The sequence below is a fragment of the Vibrio sp. L3-7 genome (assembly GCF_963898195.1).
In the GTDB taxonomy this organism is placed as follows: domain Bacteria; phylum Pseudomonadota; class Gammaproteobacteria; order Enterobacterales; family Vibrionaceae; genus Vibrio; species Vibrio echinoideorum.
Genome location: NZ_CAWQUW010000016.1, coordinates 39,076 through 61,627, shown reverse-complemented (window position 1 = coordinate 61,627; position 22,552 = coordinate 39,076). Strand labels below are relative to the sequence as shown.

Here is a 22,552-nt window from a genome sequence, read left to right as displayed (position 1 = left end):
TGCCTGACCGTTAGGTAACTTAATGCGCCCAACACCTGTCAGGTTCTCGCACACCAACCGTAGTGCGATGCGTCGTCGTAGTGGCTTTGTTGCTGCTCCAACGGCTAAGAAATTGGCTCCTACAATGACTCTCGTTCAGAAGACTGCTTTATTAGCACCGACTGCAACAAAAGTAATTAAAGCCGCTTAACAAAAAGCGCAGTTTTTACTGCGCTTTTTTTCTTGCTCTCTATCGTCCTGAAATGCGTTTACACATTGGTATTCCCTATCCGATTTGATACCTTAGTCACAAATCATTATAAAATTTGTGGAGAATAAAGTATGAAGTGTCACCGCATTGAAGAACTACTTGAGCTGATGGAGCCTGAGTGGCAGAAAGATCAAGAGCTTAACTTATTACAGTTCATCATTAAGCTATCAAAAGAAGCTGGCTACGAAGGTAAACTTGAAGAACTGACAGACGATGTTCTGATCTATCACCTCAAAATGCGTAACAGTGAAAAAGATGAAATGATCCCAGGCCTTAAAAAAGACCAAGAAGATGATTTCAAAACCGCGATTCTAAAAGCGCGTGGCATCCTTTAACTGCTTAAATGCGTTAAAGCTTAATTGCCTTATAAATAAATTGCTCAATTCTAAAAAGCGACCACTCGGTCGCTTTTTTGTTTCTGTTCGCTATTTTTTCGTCACAACTGTTATGACTTTTGTTGTTAAAGGTTGATAGCGTTAAAGAAATGAGAACAAGATTGTCGCTATAATCGCCATCCATAAGAATCTTCTAAAATAATAAGAGCGAGTGCGATAACAACAAATGCACCAAGCTCAATTTCAATAGGTTCTCTAAACCATACTTTCAAGTAATGTCGTCATGCCCTCTTTAACAGGGCAAACATGCCACAAAAAGGATAGTCCATGAGTCAGGATAAAATCGATATCAAAGATGTGACGCCTAAAACCTTTAACCCGAAAACACATAAAGGTAATGGAGATCGATTTAACCCAAGTAACCGAATCTATGTTCGAGAAAGCAAAGGTAAATTCCAACAATTACGCCGCTATGGTGGTTGGTTCTTACTTTTACTTTTTGCGCTTATCCCATGGATTCCATTTGGTGAACGACAAGCGATCTTGCTCGATATCGGCAGCCAACAGTTCAACTTCTTTGGAACAACGCTATACCCACAAGATCTGACACTACTCGCCATCTTATTTATGATTGCCGCATTCGGCTTATTCTTTATAACCACCTTCTTAGGGCGAGTCTGGTGTGGCTATTTATGCCCGCAAACCGTCTGGACCTTCATGTATATCTGGTTCGAAGAGAAACTAGAAGGTGCTGCCAATAAACGAAGAAAACAAGATTCGGGAAAACTGACGAGCAATTTAATTCTCAGAAAAACCATCAAGCACATCGCGTGGTGGGCGATTGCGATCGCAACAGGCTTAACGTTTGTGGGCTACTTCATCCCAATCAAAGAATTGGTGGTTGGCTTCTTTACCTTAAACTCGACTTTCTGGCCTGTGTTTTGGGTATTGTTCTTTGCTGGATGTACTTATGCCAATGCCGGATGGATGCGCTCAATTGTTTGTCTGCACATGTGCCCTTACGCTCGCTTCCAGTCAGCTATGTTTGATAAAGACACTTTCATCGTAGGTTATGACACCGAGCGTGGTGAAAGCCGTGGTCCTCGCTCTCGCAAAGCCGATCATAAAGCACTAGGCCTTGGTGACTGTATTGACTGCAACCTATGTGTACAAGTGTGCCCAACGGGTATCGATATCCGTGATGGTCTTCAATACGAATGTATTAACTGTGGTGCCTGTATTGATGCCTGTGATAACACAATGGAACGTATGGGTTATGAGAAAGGACTGATCAATTACACCACTGAACACAGGCTCGATGGTCACACAACCAAGGTGATGCGTCCGAAGCTGCTAGGTTATGGCGCTATATTGATCGTCATGTTGGGTTTGTTCTTTGCACAGATAGCGAGTGTTGATCCGGCAGGACTAAGCGTGTTGCGTGACAGAAATCAGCTATTTAGAATCAATAACCAAGGGCTTGTTGAAAATACTTACACCTTAAAGGTGATCAACAAAACTCAGCAAGAACAAGAGTACAAGCTTGATGTCAGCGGGCTGCCTGATTCTATCTGGTACGGTAAACAAACCATTACTGTCGATCCGGGCGAGGTTTTGAACCTGCCTATCAGTTTGGGCGTCGATCCAGAAAAACTCAGCTCACCAGTTTCGACAATTCAGTTTATACTCTCGGATAATGAAGAGTTTACGATGGAAGTCGAAAGCCGCTTTATCAAGAAGCTCTAATACCAACAACCTCAACAGTTGGTATACATACCCAATAAATGGAAAAAGGCTCAGTAATGAGCCTTTTTTATTCTATGACGATACAAGCCTTTAACTTTGATAACTTAACACCTGACTTCATGTGGTACGCACTGGAGAGCATTGGAGTTCGAGCGGAATCAGGCCTGCTCGCCCTCAACAGCTACGAAAACCGGGTATATCAATTTATAGATGAAGACCGTAAACGCTACGTTGTGAAATTTTATCGTCCACAACGTTGGACCACAGAACAGATACAAGAAGAGCACGACTTTACACTTGAACTGATCGATCAAGAAATTCCAGTCGCACCACCGATACGCATCAATGGTGAAACCTTACATGAATATAAAGGCTATCTGTTTACACTATTTGAAAGTGTGGGTGGCAGGCAGTACGAGGTGGATAACTTAAACCAATTAGAAGGTGTAGGTCGCTTCCTTGGTCGAATTCATAAAGCAAGTGCAGGTAAAACATTCCAGCACCGCCCAACCATTAGCTTAGATGAATACCTCTATCAGCCTCGTAAAATTCTAGAAAGCTCCCAATTTATTCCAACACACCTTGAGAATGCTTTCTTTAACGATATCGATTTACTGATCAAAGAGTTAGAACACCAATGGCCGACAGAGGTTGATAATATTCGCCTACATGGCGACTGCCACCCAGGTAATATTTTATGGCGAGACGGACCGATGTTCGTCGATCTCGACGATTCACGTAATGGACCTGCGGTACAAGATCTGTGGATGCTACTTAACGGCGAACGCCAAGATAAGCTGATGCAGCTGGATATTTTGTTGGAAAGTTATCAGGAGTTTTGTGACTTTAATCCATCACAACTGAAACTAATCGAACCACTGCGCGGTCTACGTATGGTGCATTACATGGGATGGTTAGCAAAACGATGGCACGATCCTGCTTTTCCTTTGGCCTTCCCATGGTTTAATGACCCTAAATATTGGGAGCAACAAGTACTTGCTTGTAAAGAGCAAATTGCTACCCTGCAAGAACCACCACTTTCGTTAATGCCTCAGTGGTAACAACAATCGCAACATACAACTAGATAAAAATTCAAACATAATGGAGATTGGATAAATGAAAAAGCTATTCGCATTTTTCTCATTGATCATGTTGAGCCTATCCGCTCACGCTGCGAAATTTAACGAAGGTGAGCACTACAAAGTCCTCGATCTAGAAGCATCAAAGAAACCAATGGTGACAGAGTTTTTCTCTTTTTACTGCCCACACTGTAATAGCTTTGAGCCTATCATCCAGCAGTTAAAACAGCAGCTTCCTAAAGACGCTAAGCTACAGAAGAACCATGTTTCATTCATGGGTGGCAATATGGGCCTGCCAATGAGCAAAGCTTACGCAACCATGATCGCATTAAAAGTTGAAGATAAAATGGTGCCAGTGATGTTTAACCGCATCCACACTATGAACAAGCCACCAAGAGATGAAGCAGAACTGCGTCAAATCTTCTTAGACGAAGGTGTTGATGCTAAGAAATTCGACGCGGCATACAATGGTTTTGCGGTAGATTCGATGGTTCGTCGCTTCGACAAAGCATTCAAAGACAGCGGCTTGTCCGGCGTTCCAGCTGTTGTAGTAAACAACCGCTACCTGATTGACGCTCAAGGTATTAACTCTCTCGATGAATACTTCGAGCTGGTTAACTTCTTGTTAAAGAAGTAAGGTAATGATTAAAGGAAGCTTCGGCTTCCTTTTTTTTCCTAGTTCAAAAATCATCATTGATAAATAATCAGCCATAAAACTCAGAGCTTTACTGATATTAATAACCCGTCCTAAGAACCGGTGGGCAAGGAGCCCTTAAATGAAAATAAAAATCACACTTCTCGCATTAAGCGTTGTTGCTTCGCCAGCCTTTGCCAAACTTGCAGACGAACAAGGTTTCAGTGGTGAAATCTCTATCAATACCGGGGTAACCTCTTCCACCTCAAATTTTAATACCGATGCTGATAGCACCCTCTCGTCAAATAAACAGAAAGCCTCATCTGAAAGCTCATTTCTTGTCGCACCTTTAGGCAGTGTCGCTTACACCTTTGGTGAAAAGCTAAATCACCAGGTGTACACAGGTACCGCTCGTGATGATGTGGCAACCGGTACTGTAGTGCTAGAGGTTGGTTATAAATACCAACTAGAGTCAGGCATGACTATCGACGCGTCACTTCTGCCAACCATTATGTCAGGTGAAACTTGGGCGAATCCATACGCAGAAGGCGTTGATCGAAGCAAAACCGATGAAACCGGCAATGCCTTTCGTTTGAAATTAAGTAGCATCGCAGGTTCTGCATTCTCGCTAGACATGGCCTACGCAACTAAAGATGTCGACAATGATGAGATTCAAGAACAAGAACTCAAACGAGATGCGAATACTCTCTACCTGAAAGGCCAATACCGCGTTCCATTGAGCCGCACCATGATGCTTATCCCATCGATCATTTATCAAACAAGAGATGCCGACGGTAACGCTGAGTCTTATGACCAATTTGGTGGTGAAGTGAGTTTATTTGGTGGCATGGGTCGCCATCAATACGCATTAACCGCAGGCTACAACCAGCGCTCTTACGATGCTAACAATTCGATTTACGACAAAACTCGCAGCGATGACAACATTAACCTTTTCGCCGCGTATGAATATGACCGATTTATGGATTGGGAAAACTGGTCGTTTGTCTCTCTTGCGGGCTACGGCACCAGTGATTCAAACATTACCTTCTACGATGAATCGCAATACATCGTTTCAGTCGGTTTGAACTACAAGTTCTAGTTAGGCTTCACTGCTTGCTCATAGCCATTAGTTCATAACAACGAAAGCCTGCGTAAAAAGCAGGCTTTCTTGTTTGTATACCAATCACAGTAAATAAATGACCCGTTATTTACTACGATTGGCATGACTACACAGCTTGAGCCGAGAGTTGTTTCAAGAGTCGATCCATCGCTCTATAACCAAGTGCCTCTGATAAATGCTTCTTTTCAATCTGCTCATTACCCTCTAGGTCCGCAATAGTTCGCGCAACCTTAATAATTCGATGATAAGCACGAATCGATAAACCCAATCGATGCAGCGCCGTCTCTAGAAACTCCGCATCCTCTCGTCTTAATGGACAATACTTTTCGATTTCTCGGCTTCCTAGCAGTGCATTCGACTTATGGTTCCTAGATAACATCAACTGGCGCGCTTGTTTGACCCTCTCTTTGACCACTTCAGTCGTCTCTCCACGATCACCGCCTTCGGCTAACATCCCTTTAGGCAATAAAGGGATCTCCAGAGACATATCAAAGCGATCAAGCAATGGCCCCGATAAGCGATTGAGATAACGCAAGATGATCTGCGGGTTGGCTCGGGCTTGATTGCCTTCGTAATATCCTGTTGGGCTTGGGTTAAGCGCACCCACCAATTGAAAGCGCGCCGGAAAACGCGTCTTACCTGCCACGCGTGAAATAATGATCTCGCCCGACTCTAGCGGCTCTCGCAATGAATCGAGCACCTTACGTTCAAATTCTGGCATCTCATCAAGAAACAATAATCCGTTATGCGCCAAAGAGATCTCACCAGGGCGAGGTATCGAGCCACCACCGACCAATGCTGCCATCGAACTCGAATGGTGTGGGGAACGGAAAGGTCGTTGCTTCCAGTTGTATTGATTGATCTCTTGTTGCGTTAAAGAAGCTACCGAAGCCGTTTCCATCGCTTCTTCATTGCTCATCTCAGGTAATAGATCGCGCAATCTCGAGGCCAGCATCGTCTTGCCAGTCCCAGGGGGGCCAAGGAAAAGCAAGTTATGGTTACCGGCCGCTGCTATCTCTAATGCTCGCTTGCCTTGCTGTTGGCCAATAATATCTTGTAAGTCACGATTATCAGACACATCGACATGATGATGCTCTGTTCGATACAACCCTAGTTGAGCCTGACCACACAGGTCCGCGCAAACCTCCAATAACGTTTGTGCTGATTTATGCGCGCCCTTACCCACTAGCGCAGCTTGATCACCGTTGTGATGAGGAACCACTAAACACCGTTCGACACTGTCGGCGGCTAACGTCGCAGGCAGAACGCCCTTTACTGAGCGCAACTCTCCAGACAATGCCAACTCACCGATAAATTCATGCTGAGCTATTTTTGATGTTGGTAACTGATCCGACGCCACCAAAATCCCAAGCGCGATTGGTAAATCAAACCGCCCACCTTCTTTTGGCAAATCAGCCGGGGCTAAGTTGACCGTAATTCTTTTCGATGGAAACTCAAAGCGAGAATTGATAATGGCACTTCTCACTCGATCTTTAGACTCCTTGACCGTCGTTTCAGGTAAACCCACCAGCGTAAAACCGGGCATTCCATTGCTGATATGCACCTCTACAGTCACTTCAGGTGCTTCTACACCCACACTAGCTCGGCTATGAATTATCGCGAGTCCCATAACATTCCTTTGTCTTTGATTTAAAAGTATTCACTCTGGATATTCGTTGCTCACCAAAGCAATAAGGTTGTTATATAGCGTGGTGGAATGGTGTTTTAATGTGAAAAAAGAATGACATTTCCCTTGTCATGCAGCAGATTTGTGTGATAACACTAGAGATGTAGACATTTACTTAAGACAATAAACGAGAAAACTCGAATTTTATGATATTTAACGCTCGCATTTACGCACTGATTAACCTGATTATCGTAGTCATTATTGAGACTACGCGGGGGCGAGTGGGAAAAAAGTAACCACGAATTAGAAAAAACCCCCGCACTGAAAAGTCCGGGGGTTTTTTCTAATTTAGCGATTCGATTTTTATATTTTTATTATTTTCGGCCTTGCCGATTTACAGGAAGAATGGGAGCACAAGATGTGCAAAGACAACGGAAACAATGACCAAAATAAAGGTAATACGGAGGGATTACGATGAAAGGCGCAGAACTAGTCGTATCCGCACTCAAGCAACAAGGTATTGAGACCGTATTTGGTTACCCAGGTGGTGCCATCATGCCAATCTACGATGCTCTTTATGACGGCGGTGTTGAACACATCCTTTGTCGCCATGAACAAGGTGCTGCAATGGCTGCCATTGGTATGGCGCGTGCAACACAAGACGTGGCTGTTTGTATGGCAACCTCAGGCCCAGGCGCAACGAACCTAGTAACAGGTCTTGCTGATGCCTTTATGGACTCCATCCCACTCGTCGCTATCACTGGTCAAGTTGCTAGCTCCCACATCGGTACTGATGCATTCCAAGAAATGGATGTGATTGGTATGTCTCTGTCATGTACTAAACACAGCTACCTCGTTACCGACATTGAAGATCTTGCGCCAACATTGGCGGAAGCATTTATCGTTGCGAAAGCAGGACGTCCCGGTCCGGTTATTGTCGATATCGCTAAAGATGTTCAACTAGCAGAATCCCCTGTAAAAATTCTTCCTGAATTTACACCACCAGCACTTCCTGTTGTTACAACGGATGCCATTGAACAAGCTCAGTACTTCTTATCTCAAGCGACTCGCCCTGTTTTATACGTAGGTGGTGGCGTTCAACTGGCGAAAGCAACCGATGCAGTTCGTGAGTTTTTACGCCTTAACCCAATGCCTGCCGTAAGCACACTCAAAGGCTTAGGCACTATTGAACGTGACGACCCACACTACCTTGGCATGCTTGGTATGCACGGCACTAAAGCCGCTAACCTAGTGGTTCAAGAAAGTGACTTATTGATTGTTGTTGGTGCTCGTTTTGATGACCGAGTAACCGGCAAACTCGATACCTTTGCACCGCACGCTAAAGTTATCCATATCGATATCGATGCGGCAGAGTTCAGCAAATTGCGTCTTGCTGATGCGCCAATTCGCGGTGACATCAACAAGATCATGCCTCAGCTAGAATTGAGCCAAGACATCTCTTCTTGGGTTCACCACTCTGAAGGGCTACGCACCTCATTTAAATGGCGCTATGACCACCCAGGCGACCTTATCTTTGCTCCATTATTGTTGAAGCAACTATCAGATATGATGCCTGCAAGCTCTATGGTTTCAACTGACGTTGGCCAGCACCAGATGTGGGCCGCTCAACATATTCAGCCTCGTGATCCGCAAAACTTCATCACCTCTGCCGGCTTAGGCACCATGGGGTTTGGTTTACCTGCTGCGATGGGAGCATCGGTTGGTCGTCCTGATGACCAATCTATTCTTATCTCTGGTGATGGTTCTTTCATGATGAACGTGCAAGAACTTGGCACATTAAAACGTCGCCAAATCCCAGTGAAGATGGTTCTTCTTAATAACTCTCGCTTAGGTATGGTTCGCCAATGGCAATCACTGTTCTTTAATGGTCGCCACAGTGAGACGATTTTGGATGACAACCCTGACTTTGTGATGCTAGCAAAAGCGTTTGATATCCCGGGAAAAACCATCACTCGCAAAGAAGAAGTAGAACCCGCTCTTAAAGAGATGCTTGAGAGTAAAACTGCTTATCTACTTCATGTGCTTATCGATGAAGAAGAAAACGTATGGCCACTAGTACCACCAGGTGCTTCAAACAGTGAAATGTTGGAGAACACATAATATGAAAAGATACCTATTAGACATCAAAGCTGATGATAAGCCTGTACTACTAGAGCGTGTTCTTCGTGTCATCCGTCACCGTGGTTTCATCGTTAAACAAGTAGCCGGAACTCAAAACCAAGAAAGCAAAGTCGCGAGCGTTGAGATCATTGTAGACAGTGATCGTCCGATTTCATTCTTAGTGAATCAAATCGAAAAGCTATGGGATGTGCGTACCGTTGACGTTATCTCTATCAGCCGCAATGAGCTGCCAAACAATAACTTACAACAAAAGATAAATGCATAAGGAACCGTAAGCATGACAGCTAAAACAGCAGACTATATTTGGTTTAACGGTGAGATGGTTCCTTGGGCAGAGGCGAACGTTCACGTTCTCACTCACGCTATGCACTACGGCACTTCCGTGTTTGAAGGCGTTCGTTGTTATAATACGCCAAAAGGGCCGGTTATCTTCCGCCACCCTGAACACGCAAAACGACTTAAAAATTCAGCGAAAATATACCGCTTCCCTATTCCTTACACTGAGGAAGAAATTATGGAAGCGACTCGCGAAACGCTACGTCAAAATAAGCTAGAGTCAGCCTACATTCGCCCGTTGGGCTTTGTTGGTAACGTTGGCCTTGGTGTTTGCCCTCCAGAAGACACCGAGATGGAACTAATCATCGCCGCGTTCCCTTGGGGATCTTACCTTGGTGAAGAAGCACTAGAAAATGGTGTGGACGCGATGATTTCAAGCTGGAACCGTGCCGCTCCAAACACGATTCCTACCGCCGCAAAAGCTGGTGGTAACTACCTATCTTCATTACTAGTTGGTGGTGAAGCACGCCGTAATGGTTACGATGAAGGTATCGCACTGAGCGTCGATGGCTACCTTTCCGAAGGTGCAGGCGAAAACATCTTTGTAGTGCGCGATGGTATTTTATCAACGCCACCAGCGACCAGTGCAATTCTGCCGGGTATCACTCGTGATTCGATCATGACGCTAGCAAAAGACATGGGTTATGAAATCCGTGAAGAAAACATTGCTCGTGAAGCGCTATATCTTGCAGACGAAGTATTCATGACGGGCACAGCGGCAGAAATCGTTCCGGTTCGCAGTGTAGACAAAATTACAGTAGGTGAAGGCAAACGCGGCCCTATCACTGAAAAAGTTCAAGCGGCTTACTTTGGTTTATTCAATGGAACCACTGAAGATAAGTGGGGCTGGTTAGACTACGTTTACCCAGAAAACCACACATCAACAAACCAAACACCGACAAACAAGTAAGCAACAGCCAAATATTTTATAAGGATTTAAGCAATGCCAATCTATCGTTCAGCAACTACTACTCACGGACGCAACATGGCTGGTGCGCGCGCTTTATGGCGTGCAACTGGCGTTAAAGATGATGACTTCGGTAAGCCAATCATCGCAGTTGTAAACTCTTTCACTCAATTCGTACCAGGCCACGTTCACCTTAAAGATATGGGTCAACTGGTCGCGGGTGAAATCGAGAAAGCAGGCGGTATCGCTAAAGAATTCAACACCATCGCTGTAGATGATGGTATCGCAATGGGTCACGGCGGCATGCTGTACTCACTGCCATCACGTGAGCTTATCGCAGACTCAGTGGAATACATGGTTAATGCACACTGTGCTGATGCAATGGTTTGTATCTCTAACTGTGACAAAATCACTCCAGGGATGATGATGGCAGCAATGCGCCTGAATATCCCAGTGATCTTCGTATCTGGCGGCCCAATGGAAGCAGGTAAAACCAAGCTTTCTGACCAAATAATCAAGCTCGACCTTGTTGATGCAATGATTCAGGGTGCCGATCCAACGATTTCAGACGAGCAAAGTGAGCAAGTTGAACGTTCTGCATGTCCAACATGTGGTTCATGCTCTGGTATGTTCACTGCCAACTCAATGAACTGCCTAACAGAAGCACTTGGTCTATCTCAGCCAGGTAACGGTTCTATGCTGGCAACCCACGCAGACCGTGAAGAGCTATTCATCAATGCAGGTAAACGTATCGTCGATCTGACTAAACGTTATTACGAGCAAGATGATGACTCAGCACTGCCTCGCAACATCGCAAATCGTGCAGCCTTTGATAATGCGATGGCGCTTGATATCGCAATGGGTGGCTCAAGCAACACCGTTCTTCACCTTCTAGCTGCCGCTCAAGAAGGCGACATTGCTTTCGATATGGATGACATCGATGCCATGTCTCGCCGCGTTCCACACCTGTGTAAAGTTGCACCTTCAACACCTAAATACCACATGGAAGATGTTCACCGCGCTGGTGGCGTAATGGCTATCCTAGGTGAGCTTGACCGTGCTGGCCTTTTGAACAACCAAACTCGCACCGTGCTTGGTCTGAGCATGAAAGAGCAGCTCGCACAGTACGACATCATGCAGACAGAAGACGAAGCTGTGCTTAAGTTCTTCCGCGCTGGTCCTGCTGGTATCCGTACCACCAAAGCTTTCTCACAAGACTGTCGTTGGGACCGCCTTGATGATGACCGCAAAGAAGGTTGTATTCGTACTAAAGAGAACGCATTCAGCCAAGAAGGTGGCCTAGCGGTACTTTCAGGTAACATCGCGGTTGATGGTTGCATCGTTAAGACTGCTGGTGTTGATGAAGATAACCTTAAATTCCAAGGCCCTGCGATCGTATTTGAAAGCCAAGATACGGCAGTAGAAGGCATCTTAACGGGCAAAGTAAAAGCCGGCGAAGTGGTCGTTATTCGTTACGAAGGTCCTAAAGGTGGTCCGGGTATGCAAGAAATGCTTTACCCAACCACTTACCTAAAATCAATGGGCTTAGGTAAATCTTGTGCGCTGCTAACTGACGGACGTTTCTCTGGTGGTACATCTGGTCTATCCATCGGCCATGCTTCTCCTGAAGCAGCAAGTGGCGGCGTCATTGGTCTAGTGAACACAGGTGATATCATCACTATCGATATCCCTAACCGTTCAATCACGCTTGATGTACCTGAAGCCGAGCTAGAAGAGCGCCGCGCTAAACAAGATACATTGGGTTGGAAGCCAGAAAACCGTCAGCGTGAAGTGTCATTCGCACTTAAAGCTTACGCAAGCATGGCAACAAGTGCCGACAAAGGCGCGGTACGTGATAAGTCTAAACTTGAGGGCTAATCTATGAGTGATGACACGTCCAGTCCCCAGAAACAAACTGGCGCAGATTACCTGCGTCAGATATTGAGAGCACCGGTTTACGAAGCGGCGATTGTGACTCCCCTGCAAGATATGCCACGTCTAAGTGCTCGTATCGGAAATCAGGTGCAGCTAAAGCGAGAAGACCGTCAGCCAGTACACTCATTCAAGTTGCGTGGTGCCTACAACATGGTATCAAGCCTCTCTGAACAACAGAAAGCTGCTGGTGTGATTGCAGCATCGGCAGGTAACCACGCCCAAGGCATGGCGCTGTCGGGTTCTAAATTGGGTATTCAGACCACGATTGTGATGCCAAAAACCACGCCTGATATCAAGGTTGATGCGGTACGTGGGTTTGGCGGCAATGTAGTGCTGCATGGCAACAATTTTGATGAAGCTAAAACAGAGGCAGAACGCCTTGCTGATGAACATGGTTTCACCTTTGTTCCTCCTTTCGATCACCCACTGGTGATTGCAGGGCAAGGTACAATGGGCATGGAGATGCTGCAGCAAAACGGCCACATGGATTATATCTTTGTACCAGTAGGTGGCGGAGGTTTAGCAGCTGGCGTTGCTGTGTTGGTCAAACAACTAATGCCTGAAATTAAAGTCATTGCGGTTGAACCTGAAGATTCGTCTTGCTTGAAAGCGGCACTGGATGCCGGTGAGCCAGTCGTGCTTGATCAGGTCAGTATGTTTGCAGATGGTGTAGCGGTTAAACGTATTGGTGAAGAGACTTTCCGTCTTTGCCAACAGTACATTGATGGCCACATAGCTGTTTCTAGCGATGAGATTTGCTCTGCGGTTAAAGACATCTTTGAAGATACTCGTGCCATTGCTGAACCTTCAGGCGCATTAGCTCTGGCTGGACTTAAGAAGTTTGCCGAGCAAAACCAACTGCAAGGTAAGCAACTGGCGACGGTACTTTCTGGTGCGAACACCAACTTCCACGGTCTACGTTATGTGTCTGAGCGTTGTGAATTAGGTGAAAAGCGAGAAGGTCTACTTGCGGTTACGATTCCAGAGCGACAAGGTGCGTTCCTAGAGTTCTGTAACATTATTGGTGGTCGCGCAGTGACTGAGTTTAACTACCGCCACAACGACGAAAGCCTGGCGAATATCTTCGTTGGTGTACGTCTACAAGGCGGACAAGAAGAGCTCGAACACATCATCAATGACCTACGTGAAGGCGGCTACCCTGTTGTCGATCTCTCTGATGATGAGATGGCAAAGCTGCACATTCGTTACATGATTGGCGGAAAACCATCGAAGCCATTGAAAGAGCGCCTATACAGCTTTGAGTTCCCTGAATATCCAGGAGCATTGATTAAATTCCTTGATACCTTAGGGACTCACTGGAATATCAGCTTGTTCAACTATCGTAATCATGGTGCTGATTACGGTCGTGTGCTGTGTGGTTTTGAGCTTGGTGATGACGATTTAGCTCAGTTCTCTACTCACTTAGAAGAACTCGGCTACCAATGCAAAGATGAAACCGATAACCCTTCCTACAAGTTCTTCTTGTCTTAAGAGTTAAGCTATCGAACCAAAAAGAGCGAGTATTTACTCGCTCTTTTTATTAGTGAAGAAATAAATTCAACCCCAAAGGATCCTCACACAAAGATCACTAAAGTGCTTTGCGATGATCCAACCAATCTTGGTGCAGCTGTTCACTTGATCCTAGATATTTGACCATCCATTCGATCAATTTATGGTTATCGTCTTTTCGCCACACCAAACAGCAATGACTCTGCGGGCTAGGCTCAGGTAATATTTTCTCCACCAGCAAACCTTGCTCAATAATAGGCGCGGCAATGTGTCTTGGCATGTAACCAACCCCTACACCATTTTTAAGGCATTCAATCGCACTATACCAGTTAGGTAACAACAGGCGTCTTTGATTCGCAAAGTGCCCTGTGTGTCGCTTAGGTAGCACGCTCGAGGTATCATCCAAACATATTGCAGGGTACTGGCTAACAAAAGCTTCATCGAGGTTTTGCTCTCGTACACACGCGTGGCTTGGTGACATCACAAATGCCCAGTCTAGTTGCCCCATGTCTCTAACCTCAAAGTCTCCGCCTACCGGAATTGCTGAAGTTGCGCCAATCACGATATCCGCTCTGCCTTGCGCTATTGCTTCCCAAGAGCCATTAAACACCTCCATGTTGATCTGAAGTTCTGCAAAATCAAACGTTTGATAGAACTCTTCAATCATCGGCTTCATCTTATCGAGCTTAACCACATTATCGAGCGTTAGGCGCAGAGTTTTTTTCCAGCCACGCGCTGCTCGTCGAGTCTGGGCACTGAGCTCTTCCATTTGTCGGAGCAGTAAACGAGCCTCTTCGATAAATAACTCACCCGCAGGCGTCAGCTCAACTTTTCTCGGTAAGCGTCTGAAAAGTAATACATCAAGCTCTTGCTCTACTTGCCTAACACCATAACTGATCGCAGATGGCACTTTATGCAATTGTTCTGCAGCTGCAGTGAAGCTGCCCAAGCGAGCAACAGTATCGAGCATTTCTAAAGAGGATTTAGAGAACATAAGCCTTCAAATTTTTTGATTGATAACCACATATTTTAGCGTTTTATTTTATCAGCTCTAAAAAATAGAATGTCAGCATAAATAAACAGGGACTTTCACCTCTGATTATCAAACAATTTTTTTGATGATAAAAACATCACTACCTTTAGTTTAATGGCATCTTATGAATATTTCTAAATTTCAATTGGTTTACCTTGCAGTACTCTCAATGCTTGGTTTTATTGCGACTGATATGTACCTCCCTGCATTTAAGGCAATGGAAATCGATTTCGCAACCGGTCCAGAGCAGATTGCACTGTCTCTAACCGTATTCCTTGGCGGCATGGCGATGGGTCAGCTTCTTTGGGGGCTAGCGAGTGACAAATATGGTCACCGCAATACGCTAGCACTTGGCCTAGTTATATTTACTGCAGCTTCATTCGGTTTGGCATTCAGCACCGAAGTATGGCACCTACTGACATTGCGCTTTATTCAAGCGATCGGCGTATGTGCTCCTGCGGTAATTTGGCAAGCAATGGTTATTAAGCGTTACTCTCAAAGCAGCAGCCAGCAAATTTTTGCAACCATTATGCCTTTGGTCGCGTTATCACCAGCACTAGCACCTCAACTGGGTGTGTTACTGGCAGATAGCTTTGGTTGGCACAGTATCTTCATCACGTTGACGTTGATGGGGGCACTGTTGATCGCAACAACAATGGCTCAACCAAAAGAAGCACCAGAAGTAAAACAGACGTCGATCAAAACAGACATCAAAGCGCTTCTTAAATCAAAACCTTACATGGGTAATGTTTTGATGTTTGCATCGGCATCAGCTGCGTTCTTCGCTTACTTAACAGGTATGCCAGAGATCATGGCTCAGCTAGGTTATGAAGCAAAAGACATCGGCCTTAGCTTTATCCCACAAACAATCGCATTCATGGCGGGTGGTTACTTCGGTAAGCAAGCGGTGAAGAAATACGGTGATGGCCCAGTATTACGTAACCTTATTGGCTTGTTCAGCGTTGCCGCGATGCTTATTTTCATTGCATCACAATGGGAATTGACGTCTATCTGGCCTTTACTAGCGCCTTTCTGTTTGATTGCTGTAGCGAATGGTGCACTTTACCCAATCGTCGTTAACCGTGCCTTATCAAGCGCAAGACAAAGCCCAGCAACAGCTGCTGGCTTGCAAAACAGCCTGCAAATCAGTATCAGTGGCCTAGCAAGTGCATTGGTGGCAGCAATGGCGAGCCAAGCGCTAAGCGCTACTGGTATTGCGGTGGTTATTTGTTTGGGCGCATTGTGGGTTGGCTACATCATTTCAAACAAAGAACTGTCAGAACAGTTCGCTACACCGGATAACTCTCGTGTAGTGGCAGATGAGAAACAAGACTAACTTTTAGTTTCTAGTTTCACTAAAACAAAAAAAGAGCGAGATTACTCGCTCTTTTTTGCATCTAGGATAACTTAGAAAAAGTCAGTAGCAGTGCTATTGGCTCTATCGCAATCATCTGATTTATAGTGAAGCTATTTTTTCTTAACCGGACGCTGCCAATTCGCAATCTTGCGTTCTTTAGCGCGGCTAATAACAAGTTCGTTTTCAGAAACATCACGAGTTACTGTAGAACCTGCACCAACAGTGGCACCGTTTCCAATCGTTACTGGAGCGATTAACTGGCTATCTGAACCGACAAATACGTCATCGCCAATAATGGTCTTAAACTTGTTAGCACCATCATAGTTACAAGTGATAGCACCAGCGCCAACGTTTACACGCTGACCAATTTCTGCATCGCCAAGGTAAGTCAGGTGGTTGGCTTTTGAACCTTCACCTAGACGCGTATTCTTCACTTCTACGAAGTTACCCACGTGCGAATTATTACGCATGTCGGCACCTGGACGTAAGCGAGTGAATGGACCAACCGTACAGTCTTCACCAATTGTCGCACCTTCGATTACGCTGTATGGGCGCACGATAGTGTTGTCATCAATCTCACAGTCTTTCAATACACAACCAGTGCCGATAACCACGTTATCACCAATACTTACGCTACCTTCGATGATAACGTTAGTATCAATCTCAACATCCATACCACATTGAAGCTCACCACGTAGGTCAAAGCGACTAGGATCGCGAAGCATTACGCCTTGCTTCAATAGTTTGTCTGCTTGCTCCGCTTGGTAAGCGCGCTCTAAACGAGCCAGTTGAGAACGATCGTTAACGCCTTCAACTTCAATTGGGTTTACAGGGTGAACCGCTTCAACCGCACGGCCTTCATCGTGAGCCGCTGCAATAACGTCTGTCAGGTAGTACTCACCTTGCGCGTTATCATTGCTTAAGCCTGATAACCAACGCTTAAGGTCACCACCCGTTGCAACCATAACGCCAGTATTAATCTCTTTGATAAGCTTCTGCTCATCGGATGCATCTTTCTGCTCAACAATAGCCACCACAGGACCGTTGCGACGAATGATACGACCGTAACCCATAGGGTTATCTAGAACGACAGTAAGTAATGCGATACCACCGTTTGGTTGAGCGTCTAATAGGTTTTCAATGGTTTCAGGTGAGATTAGAGGAACGTCACCATATAGCACGAGTACTTTTTCATCATCAGCGAAATGTGCTGATGCCTGATCGACCGCGTGGCCAGTACCTAACTGTTCAGCTTGCAGTGCCCAGTTAACCGTCTCGCTCGCTAGCGTAGACTTCATCTGCTCACCACCATGACCGTAGACCAAGTGGATGTTTTGAGCACCAAGACCATTACATGTATCGATAACATGTTTAACCATCGGCTTACCCGCAAGAGTATGCAGAACCTTTGGTGTGTTTGAATACATGCGAGTGCCTTTGCCCGCTGCGAGAATTACCGCACTAAACTTCATTGTAAACCTATCCAACATTATTTTTATTAAGCCGATATTGTAACCGTTTTTAGCCAAAAAATTAAATATCAATGGCAACTAAACCATTACTGATACGTAAAACTGAACATTTCCGAGATTCCAGAAAAGCAAAAAGGCGACCCTAAGGTCGCCTTTATTACAGAACCAATAATCTTATAAAAGATTAACGGCGCTGTTTTGTCAGTTCGATAACTCGTAACTGAGCAATGGCTTTAGCCAGTTCACCGGCCGCTTGTGCGAAGTCTATATCGCCATGCTGATTTTGGATATTCTCCACAGCCTTGCGTTTAGCTTCTTCCGCCTTTGCTGCGTCTAGTTCTTCACCACGGATAGCCGTATCAGCCAGTACAGTCGCTGTACCAGGTTGAACTTCTACCATACCACCAGAAACATAAATAATTTCTTCGTGGCCGTGCTGCTTAACAATACGCACCATACCAGGCTTGATAGCGGTCAGCAGTGGAGTGTGACCATGGAAAATACCAAGCTCACCCTCACTACCGGTCACCTGAAACGTCTCAACAAGGCCTGAGAAAATTTGTTTCTCTGCACTTACAACGTCTAGGTGAAAGGTTATTGCTGCCATATCGCCTCCTAGTTAGCCTTATAGCTTCTTAGCATTCTCAATAGCTTCGTCAATTGCACCACAGTACATGAACGCTTGCTCTGGAATGTCATCGTATTCACCAGATAGAAGACCTTGGAAGCCACGTAGAGTCTCTTTAAGAGGTACGTAAACGCCTGGGTCACCTGTAAATACTTCCGCTACGTGGTAAGGCTGAGTTAGGAACTTCTCAATCTTACGAGCACGAGATACAACTTGCTTATCTGTTTCAGATAGCTCATCCATACCTAGGATAGCAATGATATCTTTCAGCTCTTTATAGCGCTGAAGAGTAGACTGAACGCCACGAGCGATGTCGTAGTGCTCTTGTCCAACTACCAATGGATCCAGTTGACGTGAAGTAGAATCTAGCGGGTCGATCGCTGGGTATAGACCCATAGATGCGATATTACGGTTAAGTACTACCGTTGCATCTAAGTGAGCGAACGTTGTTGCTGGAGACGGGTCAGTCAAGTCATCCGCAGGTACATATACCGCCTGTACAGACGTGATAGAACCAGCTTTAGTTGACGTGATACGCTCTTGTAGAACACCCATTTCTTCAGCTAGTGTAGGTTGGTAACCTACCGCAGAAGGCATACGACCTAGAAGTGCTGATACTTCAGTACCTGCTAGTGTGTAACGGTAGATGTTATCAACAAACAGTAGAACGTCACGACCTTCGTCACGGAAGCGCTCAGCCATTGTTAGACCAGTCAGTGCAACACGTAGACGGTTACCTGGTGGCTCGTTCATCTGACCGTAAACCATCGCTACTTTTGATTCTTCAGGGTTTTCGATGTTTACAACACCAGCTTCCTGCATCTCAAAGTAGAAATCGTTACCTTCACGAGTACGCTCACCTACACCTGCAAATACAGATAGGCCTGAGTGTTGAAGTGCGATGTTGTTGATAAGTTCCATCATGTTAACGGTCTTACCTACACCAGCACCACCGAATAGACCGATTTTACCACCCTTAGCGAATGGACAAATCAAGTCGATTACTTTAACACCAGTTTCTAGAAGAGAAGTCTCGTTAGACTGCTCTTCGTAGCTTGGAGCTTCGCGGTGAATTGCGTAATGCTCTTCAGCACCGATTTCACCACACTCATCAATTGCGTCACCTAGGACGTTCATGATACGACCAAGTGTCTTAGTACCTACTGGTACCGAGATTGGAGCGCCAGTATTTTCAACTGTCAAACCACGACGTAAACCATCAGAGCTACCCATTACGATTGCGCGTACTACGCCACCGCCAAGTTGTTGCTGAACTTCAAGAACTAGACGTTCTGTCACTTCATTAACATTCAGAGCATCGTATACACGAGGTACTTCGCCCTGTGGGAACTCTACGTCGACTACCGCACCAATGATCTGTACGATCTTACCTGTAGCCATCGTTAATCCTCTAACTATTTAGTTTTACCTAAGCTTAAACCGCAGCTGCGCCTGAAACGATCTCAGAAAGTTCTTGTGTAATCGCCGATTGACGGGCTTTGTTATACACAAGTTCTAAGTCATCAATAATGTCACCAGCGTTATCTGTTGCTGATTTCATTGCAATCATTCGAGCTGCTTGCTCACAAGCAAGATTCTCGACCACACCTTGATACACTTGAGATTCGACGTATCGAACTAATAGTGCATCTAGTAGTGGTTTTGGCTCGGGCTCATAAATGTAGTCCCAAGAATGACTGCGTTTCATTTCTTCGCTGTCTGATTTAGGCAAAGGAAGTAATTGATCGATCGTTGGTTCTTGAACCATAGTGTTTTCAAATCTGTTAAACACTACGAACAGGCGATCCAATTCACCTTCATCATATTTCTTCAGCATAACGCTTACAGAGCCAATCAAGTCTTCAAGGCTTGGACGATCGCCCAGACCAGAAACTTGAGCTGCTACTTTCGCGCCGCTGTTATTGAAAAATGCTGTTGCTTTAGTACCTACAATTGCAAGTTCTACATCAGCACCTTTCTCAGACCAATCTTTCATGTCATTCATAGCTTTCTTGAACAAGTTAATGTTCAAACCACCACAAAGACCACGGTCTGTAGAAACGATGATGTAACCAACACGTTTGGCTTCACGTTCCTCAAGATAAGGATGCTTATACTCGAGGCTACCATTCGCCAAATGACCGATCACTTTACGCATTGTTTCTGCATATGGACGAGTAGCTTCCATTGCGTCTTGAGATCGACGCATTTTCGAAGCTGCTACCATTTCCATTGCTTTCGTAATCTTCTGTGTGCTTTTAACACTACCGATTTTATTACGTATCTCTTTTGCGCCGGCCATCGTTACTCTCCGTTAATGGTATGAGGTGGCCCTAAGACCACCTACCAATTACCAGGTCTGGGTTGCCTTGAAATCGTCAACAAGCTTCTTCAGCTCAGCTTCGATTTCTTTGTTGAAAGCACCCGTTGCGTCGATCTGTGTTGCTAGATCAGCGTATTGACCACGAGCAAACGACAGTAAAGCAGCTTCAAAATCTAGAACTTTAGAAAGTTCTACGTCTTGAAGGTATCCACGCTCTGCAGCGAAGATTACTAGAGCTTGGTCAAATACAGACATAGGAGCATATTGTTTCTGCTTCATCAGTTCTGTAACTTTTTGACCGTGGTCTAGTTGCTTTTTGGTCGCTTCATCAAGATCCGATGAGAACTGTGCAAATGCTGCAAGTTCACGGTATTGAGCTAGAGCGGTACGGATACCACCTGATAGCTTCTTGATGATTTTAGTCTGCGCCGAACCACCTACACGAGAAACTGAGATACCTGGGTCAACAGCTGGACGTACGCCCGCGTTGAATAGCTCAGTTTGTAGGAAGATCTGACCATCAGTAATCGAGATTACGTTCGTTGGTACGAATGCAGATACGTCACCAGCTTGCGTTTCGATGATAGGAAGAGCGGTTAAAGAACCAGTCTTGCCTGTCACTTCACCGTTAGTGAACTTTTCTACGTATGCTTCGCTTACACGAGCAGCACGCTCTAGTAGACGAGAGTGAAGGTAGAAAACATCACCAGGGAACGCTTCACGGCCAGGTGGACGCTTAAGTAGTAGTGAAATTTGACGGTAAGCTACCGCTTGCTTAGATAGATCATCATAAACAATCAGTGCATCTTCGCCGCGGTCACGGAAGTATTCACCCATCGCACAACCAGCATACGGTGCAAGATATTGCAGCGCTGCAGATTCAGAAGCAGATGCAACAACAACAACAGTGTTAGCCAGTGCGCCGTGCTCTTCTAATTTGCGAACTACGTTAGCAATAGTCGACGCTTTTTGGCCGATAGCTACGTAGATAGAGAAAATACCAGAGTCTTTCTGGTTAATAATCGCATCGATCGCCATTGCTGTTTTACCAGTCTGACGGTCACCGATTACTAGTTCACGTTGACCACGACCGATAGGGATCATTGAGTCAACTGACTTGTAACCAGTTTGAACAGGTTGATCTACCGATTTACGCTCGATTACACCTGGTGCGATAATTTCTACAGGCGAAGTTAATTTCGCTTCGATAGGACCTTTGCCATCAATTGGCTCACCTAGCGTGTTTACAACACGGCCAAGCATTTCAGGACCTACTGGTACTTCAAGAATACGACCAGTACCTGTAACTTTCATGCCTTCCTGTAGGTCAGCATACGGGCCCATTACAACAGCACCAACCGAATCACGGTTCAAGTTTAGTGCTAGCGCGTAACGGCCACCCGGTAGTTCGATCATTTCACCTTGCATCACGTCCGCTAGGCCGTGAATGCTAAGGATGCCATCGCTTACAGAAACGATAGTACCTTCATTGCGAGCTTCACTAACAACGTCGAAAGATTCAATACGTTGTTTAATTAGATCGCTAATTTCAGTGGAATTAAGTTGCATGCTCCAATCCCCATTAAGACTGCAATGCATCGCTCAGGCGGTCTAAACGACTGCGCGCTGAGTTATCGATGACTAGGTCTCCGGCTCGAATAATAACTCCACTAAGTAGAGTCTCATCTATACTGCAATTCAGCTGAACTTTGCGCGCTAGGCGCAGTTCCAATTTGCTGATGATGCTTGTACGTTGTTCTTCAGAAAGCTCAACGGCTGAAGTTACTTCAACGTCGATTTCTTTCTCATGCTCTTGTTTAAGCAATAAGAACTGTTTACAAACATCAGGAAAGGCCATTAAACGACCATTCTCTGCCATCACTTTAATTAAGTTCTGGCCGAATTCATCAAATTGTTCGCCACAAATTACAATGAATACTTCAGCTAACTTTTCAGCAGTCATAGAACTGCTTAATAAATTATGAACATCATCATTTTGTGCCACTTCGGCAGCAAAAGTAAGCATTTGACCCCATTGGTCTAGCTCACCTTTATCTACCGCAAAGTCAAACGCTGCTTTAGCATAGGGGCGTGCGATTGTAGTCAAATCAGACATATA

20 protein-coding genes are annotated in these 22,552 nt (G+C 45.3%); 12 read left to right on the top strand and 8 right to left on the bottom strand.

From position 1 onward, the window contains the following. The first annotated feature begins 22 nt into the window (after positions 1 to 22). The 6 genes from AACW75_RS13260 to AACW75_RS13235 all read left to right on the top strand — a co-directional run bounded on the left by AACW75_RS13260 (position 23) and on the right by AACW75_RS13235 (position 5,143). Positions 23 to 190: a hypothetical protein gene (locus tag AACW75_RS13260; RefSeq protein WP_186437215.1), complete on the top strand. Its 168-nt coding sequence runs from the start codon at positions 23 to 25 to the stop codon at positions 188 to 190. Between the two features lie 131 nt (positions 191 to 321). Continuing rightward, positions 322 to 585: a YihD family protein gene (locus AACW75_RS13255; RefSeq protein ID WP_017073848.1), complete on the top strand. Its 264-nt coding sequence runs from the start codon at positions 322 to 324 to the stop codon at positions 583 to 585. A 327-nt stretch (positions 586 to 912) separates the two neighbouring features. After that, positions 913 to 2,331 carry a cytochrome c oxidase accessory protein CcoG gene (gene ccoG, locus AACW75_RS13250; protein ID WP_145571815.1) on the top strand — a complete coding sequence of 473 codons (1,419 nt, stop codon included), beginning with the start codon at positions 913 to 915 and terminating at the stop codon, positions 2,329 to 2,331. A gap of 74 nt (positions 2,332 to 2,405) precedes the next feature. Further along, positions 2,406 to 3,392 (top strand): serine/threonine protein kinase, encoded by a 987-nt coding sequence (locus AACW75_RS13245; RefSeq protein WP_017073845.1) that lies wholly within the window; start codon positions 2,406 to 2,408, stop codon positions 3,390 to 3,392. Between the two features lie 55 nt (positions 3,393 to 3,447). Further along, on the top strand, positions 3,448 to 4,047 hold the full coding sequence (locus tag AACW75_RS13240) for a thiol:disulfide interchange protein DsbA/DsbL (protein WP_004735755.1): 600 nt from the start codon (positions 3,448 to 3,450) through the stop codon (positions 4,045 to 4,047). 139 nt (positions 4,048 to 4,186) lie between these two features. Then, a complete protein-coding gene (locus tag AACW75_RS13235) occupies positions 4,187 to 5,143 on the top strand; it encodes a DUF2860 domain-containing protein (protein ID WP_145571817.1) in 957 nt (318 codons plus the stop codon). A 127-nt stretch (positions 5,144 to 5,270) separates the two neighbouring features. Here AACW75_RS13235 and AACW75_RS13230 read toward each other — a convergent pair whose 3' ends face one another. Next, positions 5,271 to 6,794: a YifB family Mg chelatase-like AAA ATPase gene (locus AACW75_RS13230; protein WP_145571818.1), complete on the bottom strand. Its 1,524-nt coding sequence runs from the start codon at positions 6,792 to 6,794 to the stop codon at positions 5,271 to 5,273. Positions 6,795 to 7,265: 471 nt separating this feature from the next. Here AACW75_RS13230 and ilvG point away from each other — a divergent pair, with 471 nt between their 5' ends. The 5 genes from ilvG to ilvA are packed head-to-tail and all read left to right on the top strand — an operon-like array spanning position 7,266 to position 13,602. Next, on the top strand, positions 7,266 to 8,912 hold the full coding sequence (gene ilvG / locus AACW75_RS13225; protein WP_145565995.1) for an acetolactate synthase 2 catalytic subunit: 1,647 nt from the start codon (positions 7,266 to 7,268) through the stop codon (positions 8,910 to 8,912). Between the two features lies 1 nt (position 8,913). Beyond that, positions 8,914 to 9,198 carry an acetolactate synthase 2 small subunit gene (gene ilvM, locus AACW75_RS13220; RefSeq protein ID WP_017073841.1) on the top strand — a complete coding sequence of 95 codons (285 nt, stop codon included), beginning with the start codon at positions 8,914 to 8,916 and terminating at the stop codon, positions 9,196 to 9,198. Between the two features lie 12 nt (positions 9,199 to 9,210). After that, the gene (locus AACW75_RS13215) at positions 9,211 to 10,179 is read left to right on the top strand and encodes a branched-chain amino acid transaminase (RefSeq protein ID WP_102554511.1); all 969 of its coding nucleotides are present in this window, start codon (positions 9,211 to 9,213) and stop codon (positions 10,177 to 10,179) included. Between the two features lie 33 nt (positions 10,180 to 10,212). Further along, positions 10,213 to 12,054 (top strand): dihydroxy-acid dehydratase, encoded by a 1,842-nt coding sequence (gene ilvD / locus AACW75_RS13210; RefSeq protein ID WP_145571822.1) that lies wholly within the window; start codon positions 10,213 to 10,215, stop codon positions 12,052 to 12,054. A gap of 3 nt (positions 12,055 to 12,057) precedes the next feature. Further along, entirely contained in the window at positions 12,058 to 13,602 is a 1,545-nt protein-coding gene (ilvA, locus tag AACW75_RS13205; RefSeq protein ID WP_145571824.1) for a threonine ammonia-lyase, biosynthetic, read from the top strand. Between the two features lie 97 nt (positions 13,603 to 13,699). Here the strand turns inward: ilvA and punR are convergent, their stop codons facing one another. Next, positions 13,700 to 14,614, bottom strand: coding sequence for a DNA-binding transcriptional activator PunR (punR, locus tag AACW75_RS13200; RefSeq protein ID WP_017073837.1), 915 nt, complete (start codon positions 14,612 to 14,614; stop codon positions 13,700 to 13,702). 163 nt (positions 14,615 to 14,777) lie between these two features. On the opposite strand from punR, the gene punC reads away from it, so the two are divergent. Continuing rightward, complete coding sequence (gene punC / locus AACW75_RS13195; protein ID WP_017073836.1) at positions 14,778 to 15,989, top strand: purine nucleoside transporter PunC; 1,212 nt, start codon at positions 14,778 to 14,780, stop codon at positions 15,987 to 15,989. Positions 15,990 to 16,120: 131 nt separating this feature from the next. Here punC and glmU read toward each other — a convergent pair whose 3' ends face one another. The 6 genes from glmU to atpH form a co-directional block, all read right to left on the bottom strand. Next, entirely contained in the window at positions 16,121 to 17,482 is a 1,362-nt protein-coding gene (gene glmU, locus AACW75_RS13190) for a bifunctional UDP-N-acetylglucosamine diphosphorylase/glucosamine-1-phosphate N-acetyltransferase GlmU (RefSeq protein WP_102554514.1), read from the bottom strand. 184 nt (positions 17,483 to 17,666) lie between these two features. After that, on the bottom strand, positions 17,667 to 18,089 hold the full coding sequence (locus tag AACW75_RS13185) for a F0F1 ATP synthase subunit epsilon (RefSeq protein ID WP_004735742.1): 423 nt from the start codon (positions 18,087 to 18,089) through the stop codon (positions 17,667 to 17,669). Positions 18,090 to 18,107: 18 nt separating this feature from the next. Continuing rightward, positions 18,108 to 19,511 carry a F0F1 ATP synthase subunit beta gene (gene atpD / locus AACW75_RS13180; protein WP_017073834.1) on the bottom strand — a complete coding sequence of 468 codons (1,404 nt, stop codon included), beginning with the start codon at positions 19,509 to 19,511 and terminating at the stop codon, positions 18,108 to 18,110. A gap of 34 nt (positions 19,512 to 19,545) precedes the next feature. Then, positions 19,546 to 20,412: a F0F1 ATP synthase subunit gamma gene (gene atpG, locus AACW75_RS13175; RefSeq protein ID WP_017073833.1), complete on the bottom strand. Its 867-nt coding sequence runs from the start codon at positions 20,410 to 20,412 to the stop codon at positions 19,546 to 19,548. 48 nt (positions 20,413 to 20,460) lie between these two features. After that, positions 20,461 to 22,002: a F0F1 ATP synthase subunit alpha gene (gene atpA / locus AACW75_RS13170; protein WP_029224897.1), complete on the bottom strand. Its 1,542-nt coding sequence runs from the start codon at positions 22,000 to 22,002 to the stop codon at positions 20,461 to 20,463. A gap of 13 nt (positions 22,003 to 22,015) precedes the next feature. Further along, positions 22,016 to 22,549 (bottom strand): F0F1 ATP synthase subunit delta, encoded by a 534-nt coding sequence (gene atpH / locus AACW75_RS13165; protein WP_017073831.1) that lies wholly within the window; start codon positions 22,547 to 22,549, stop codon positions 22,016 to 22,018. Positions 22,550 to 22,552: the final 3 nt, after the last annotated feature.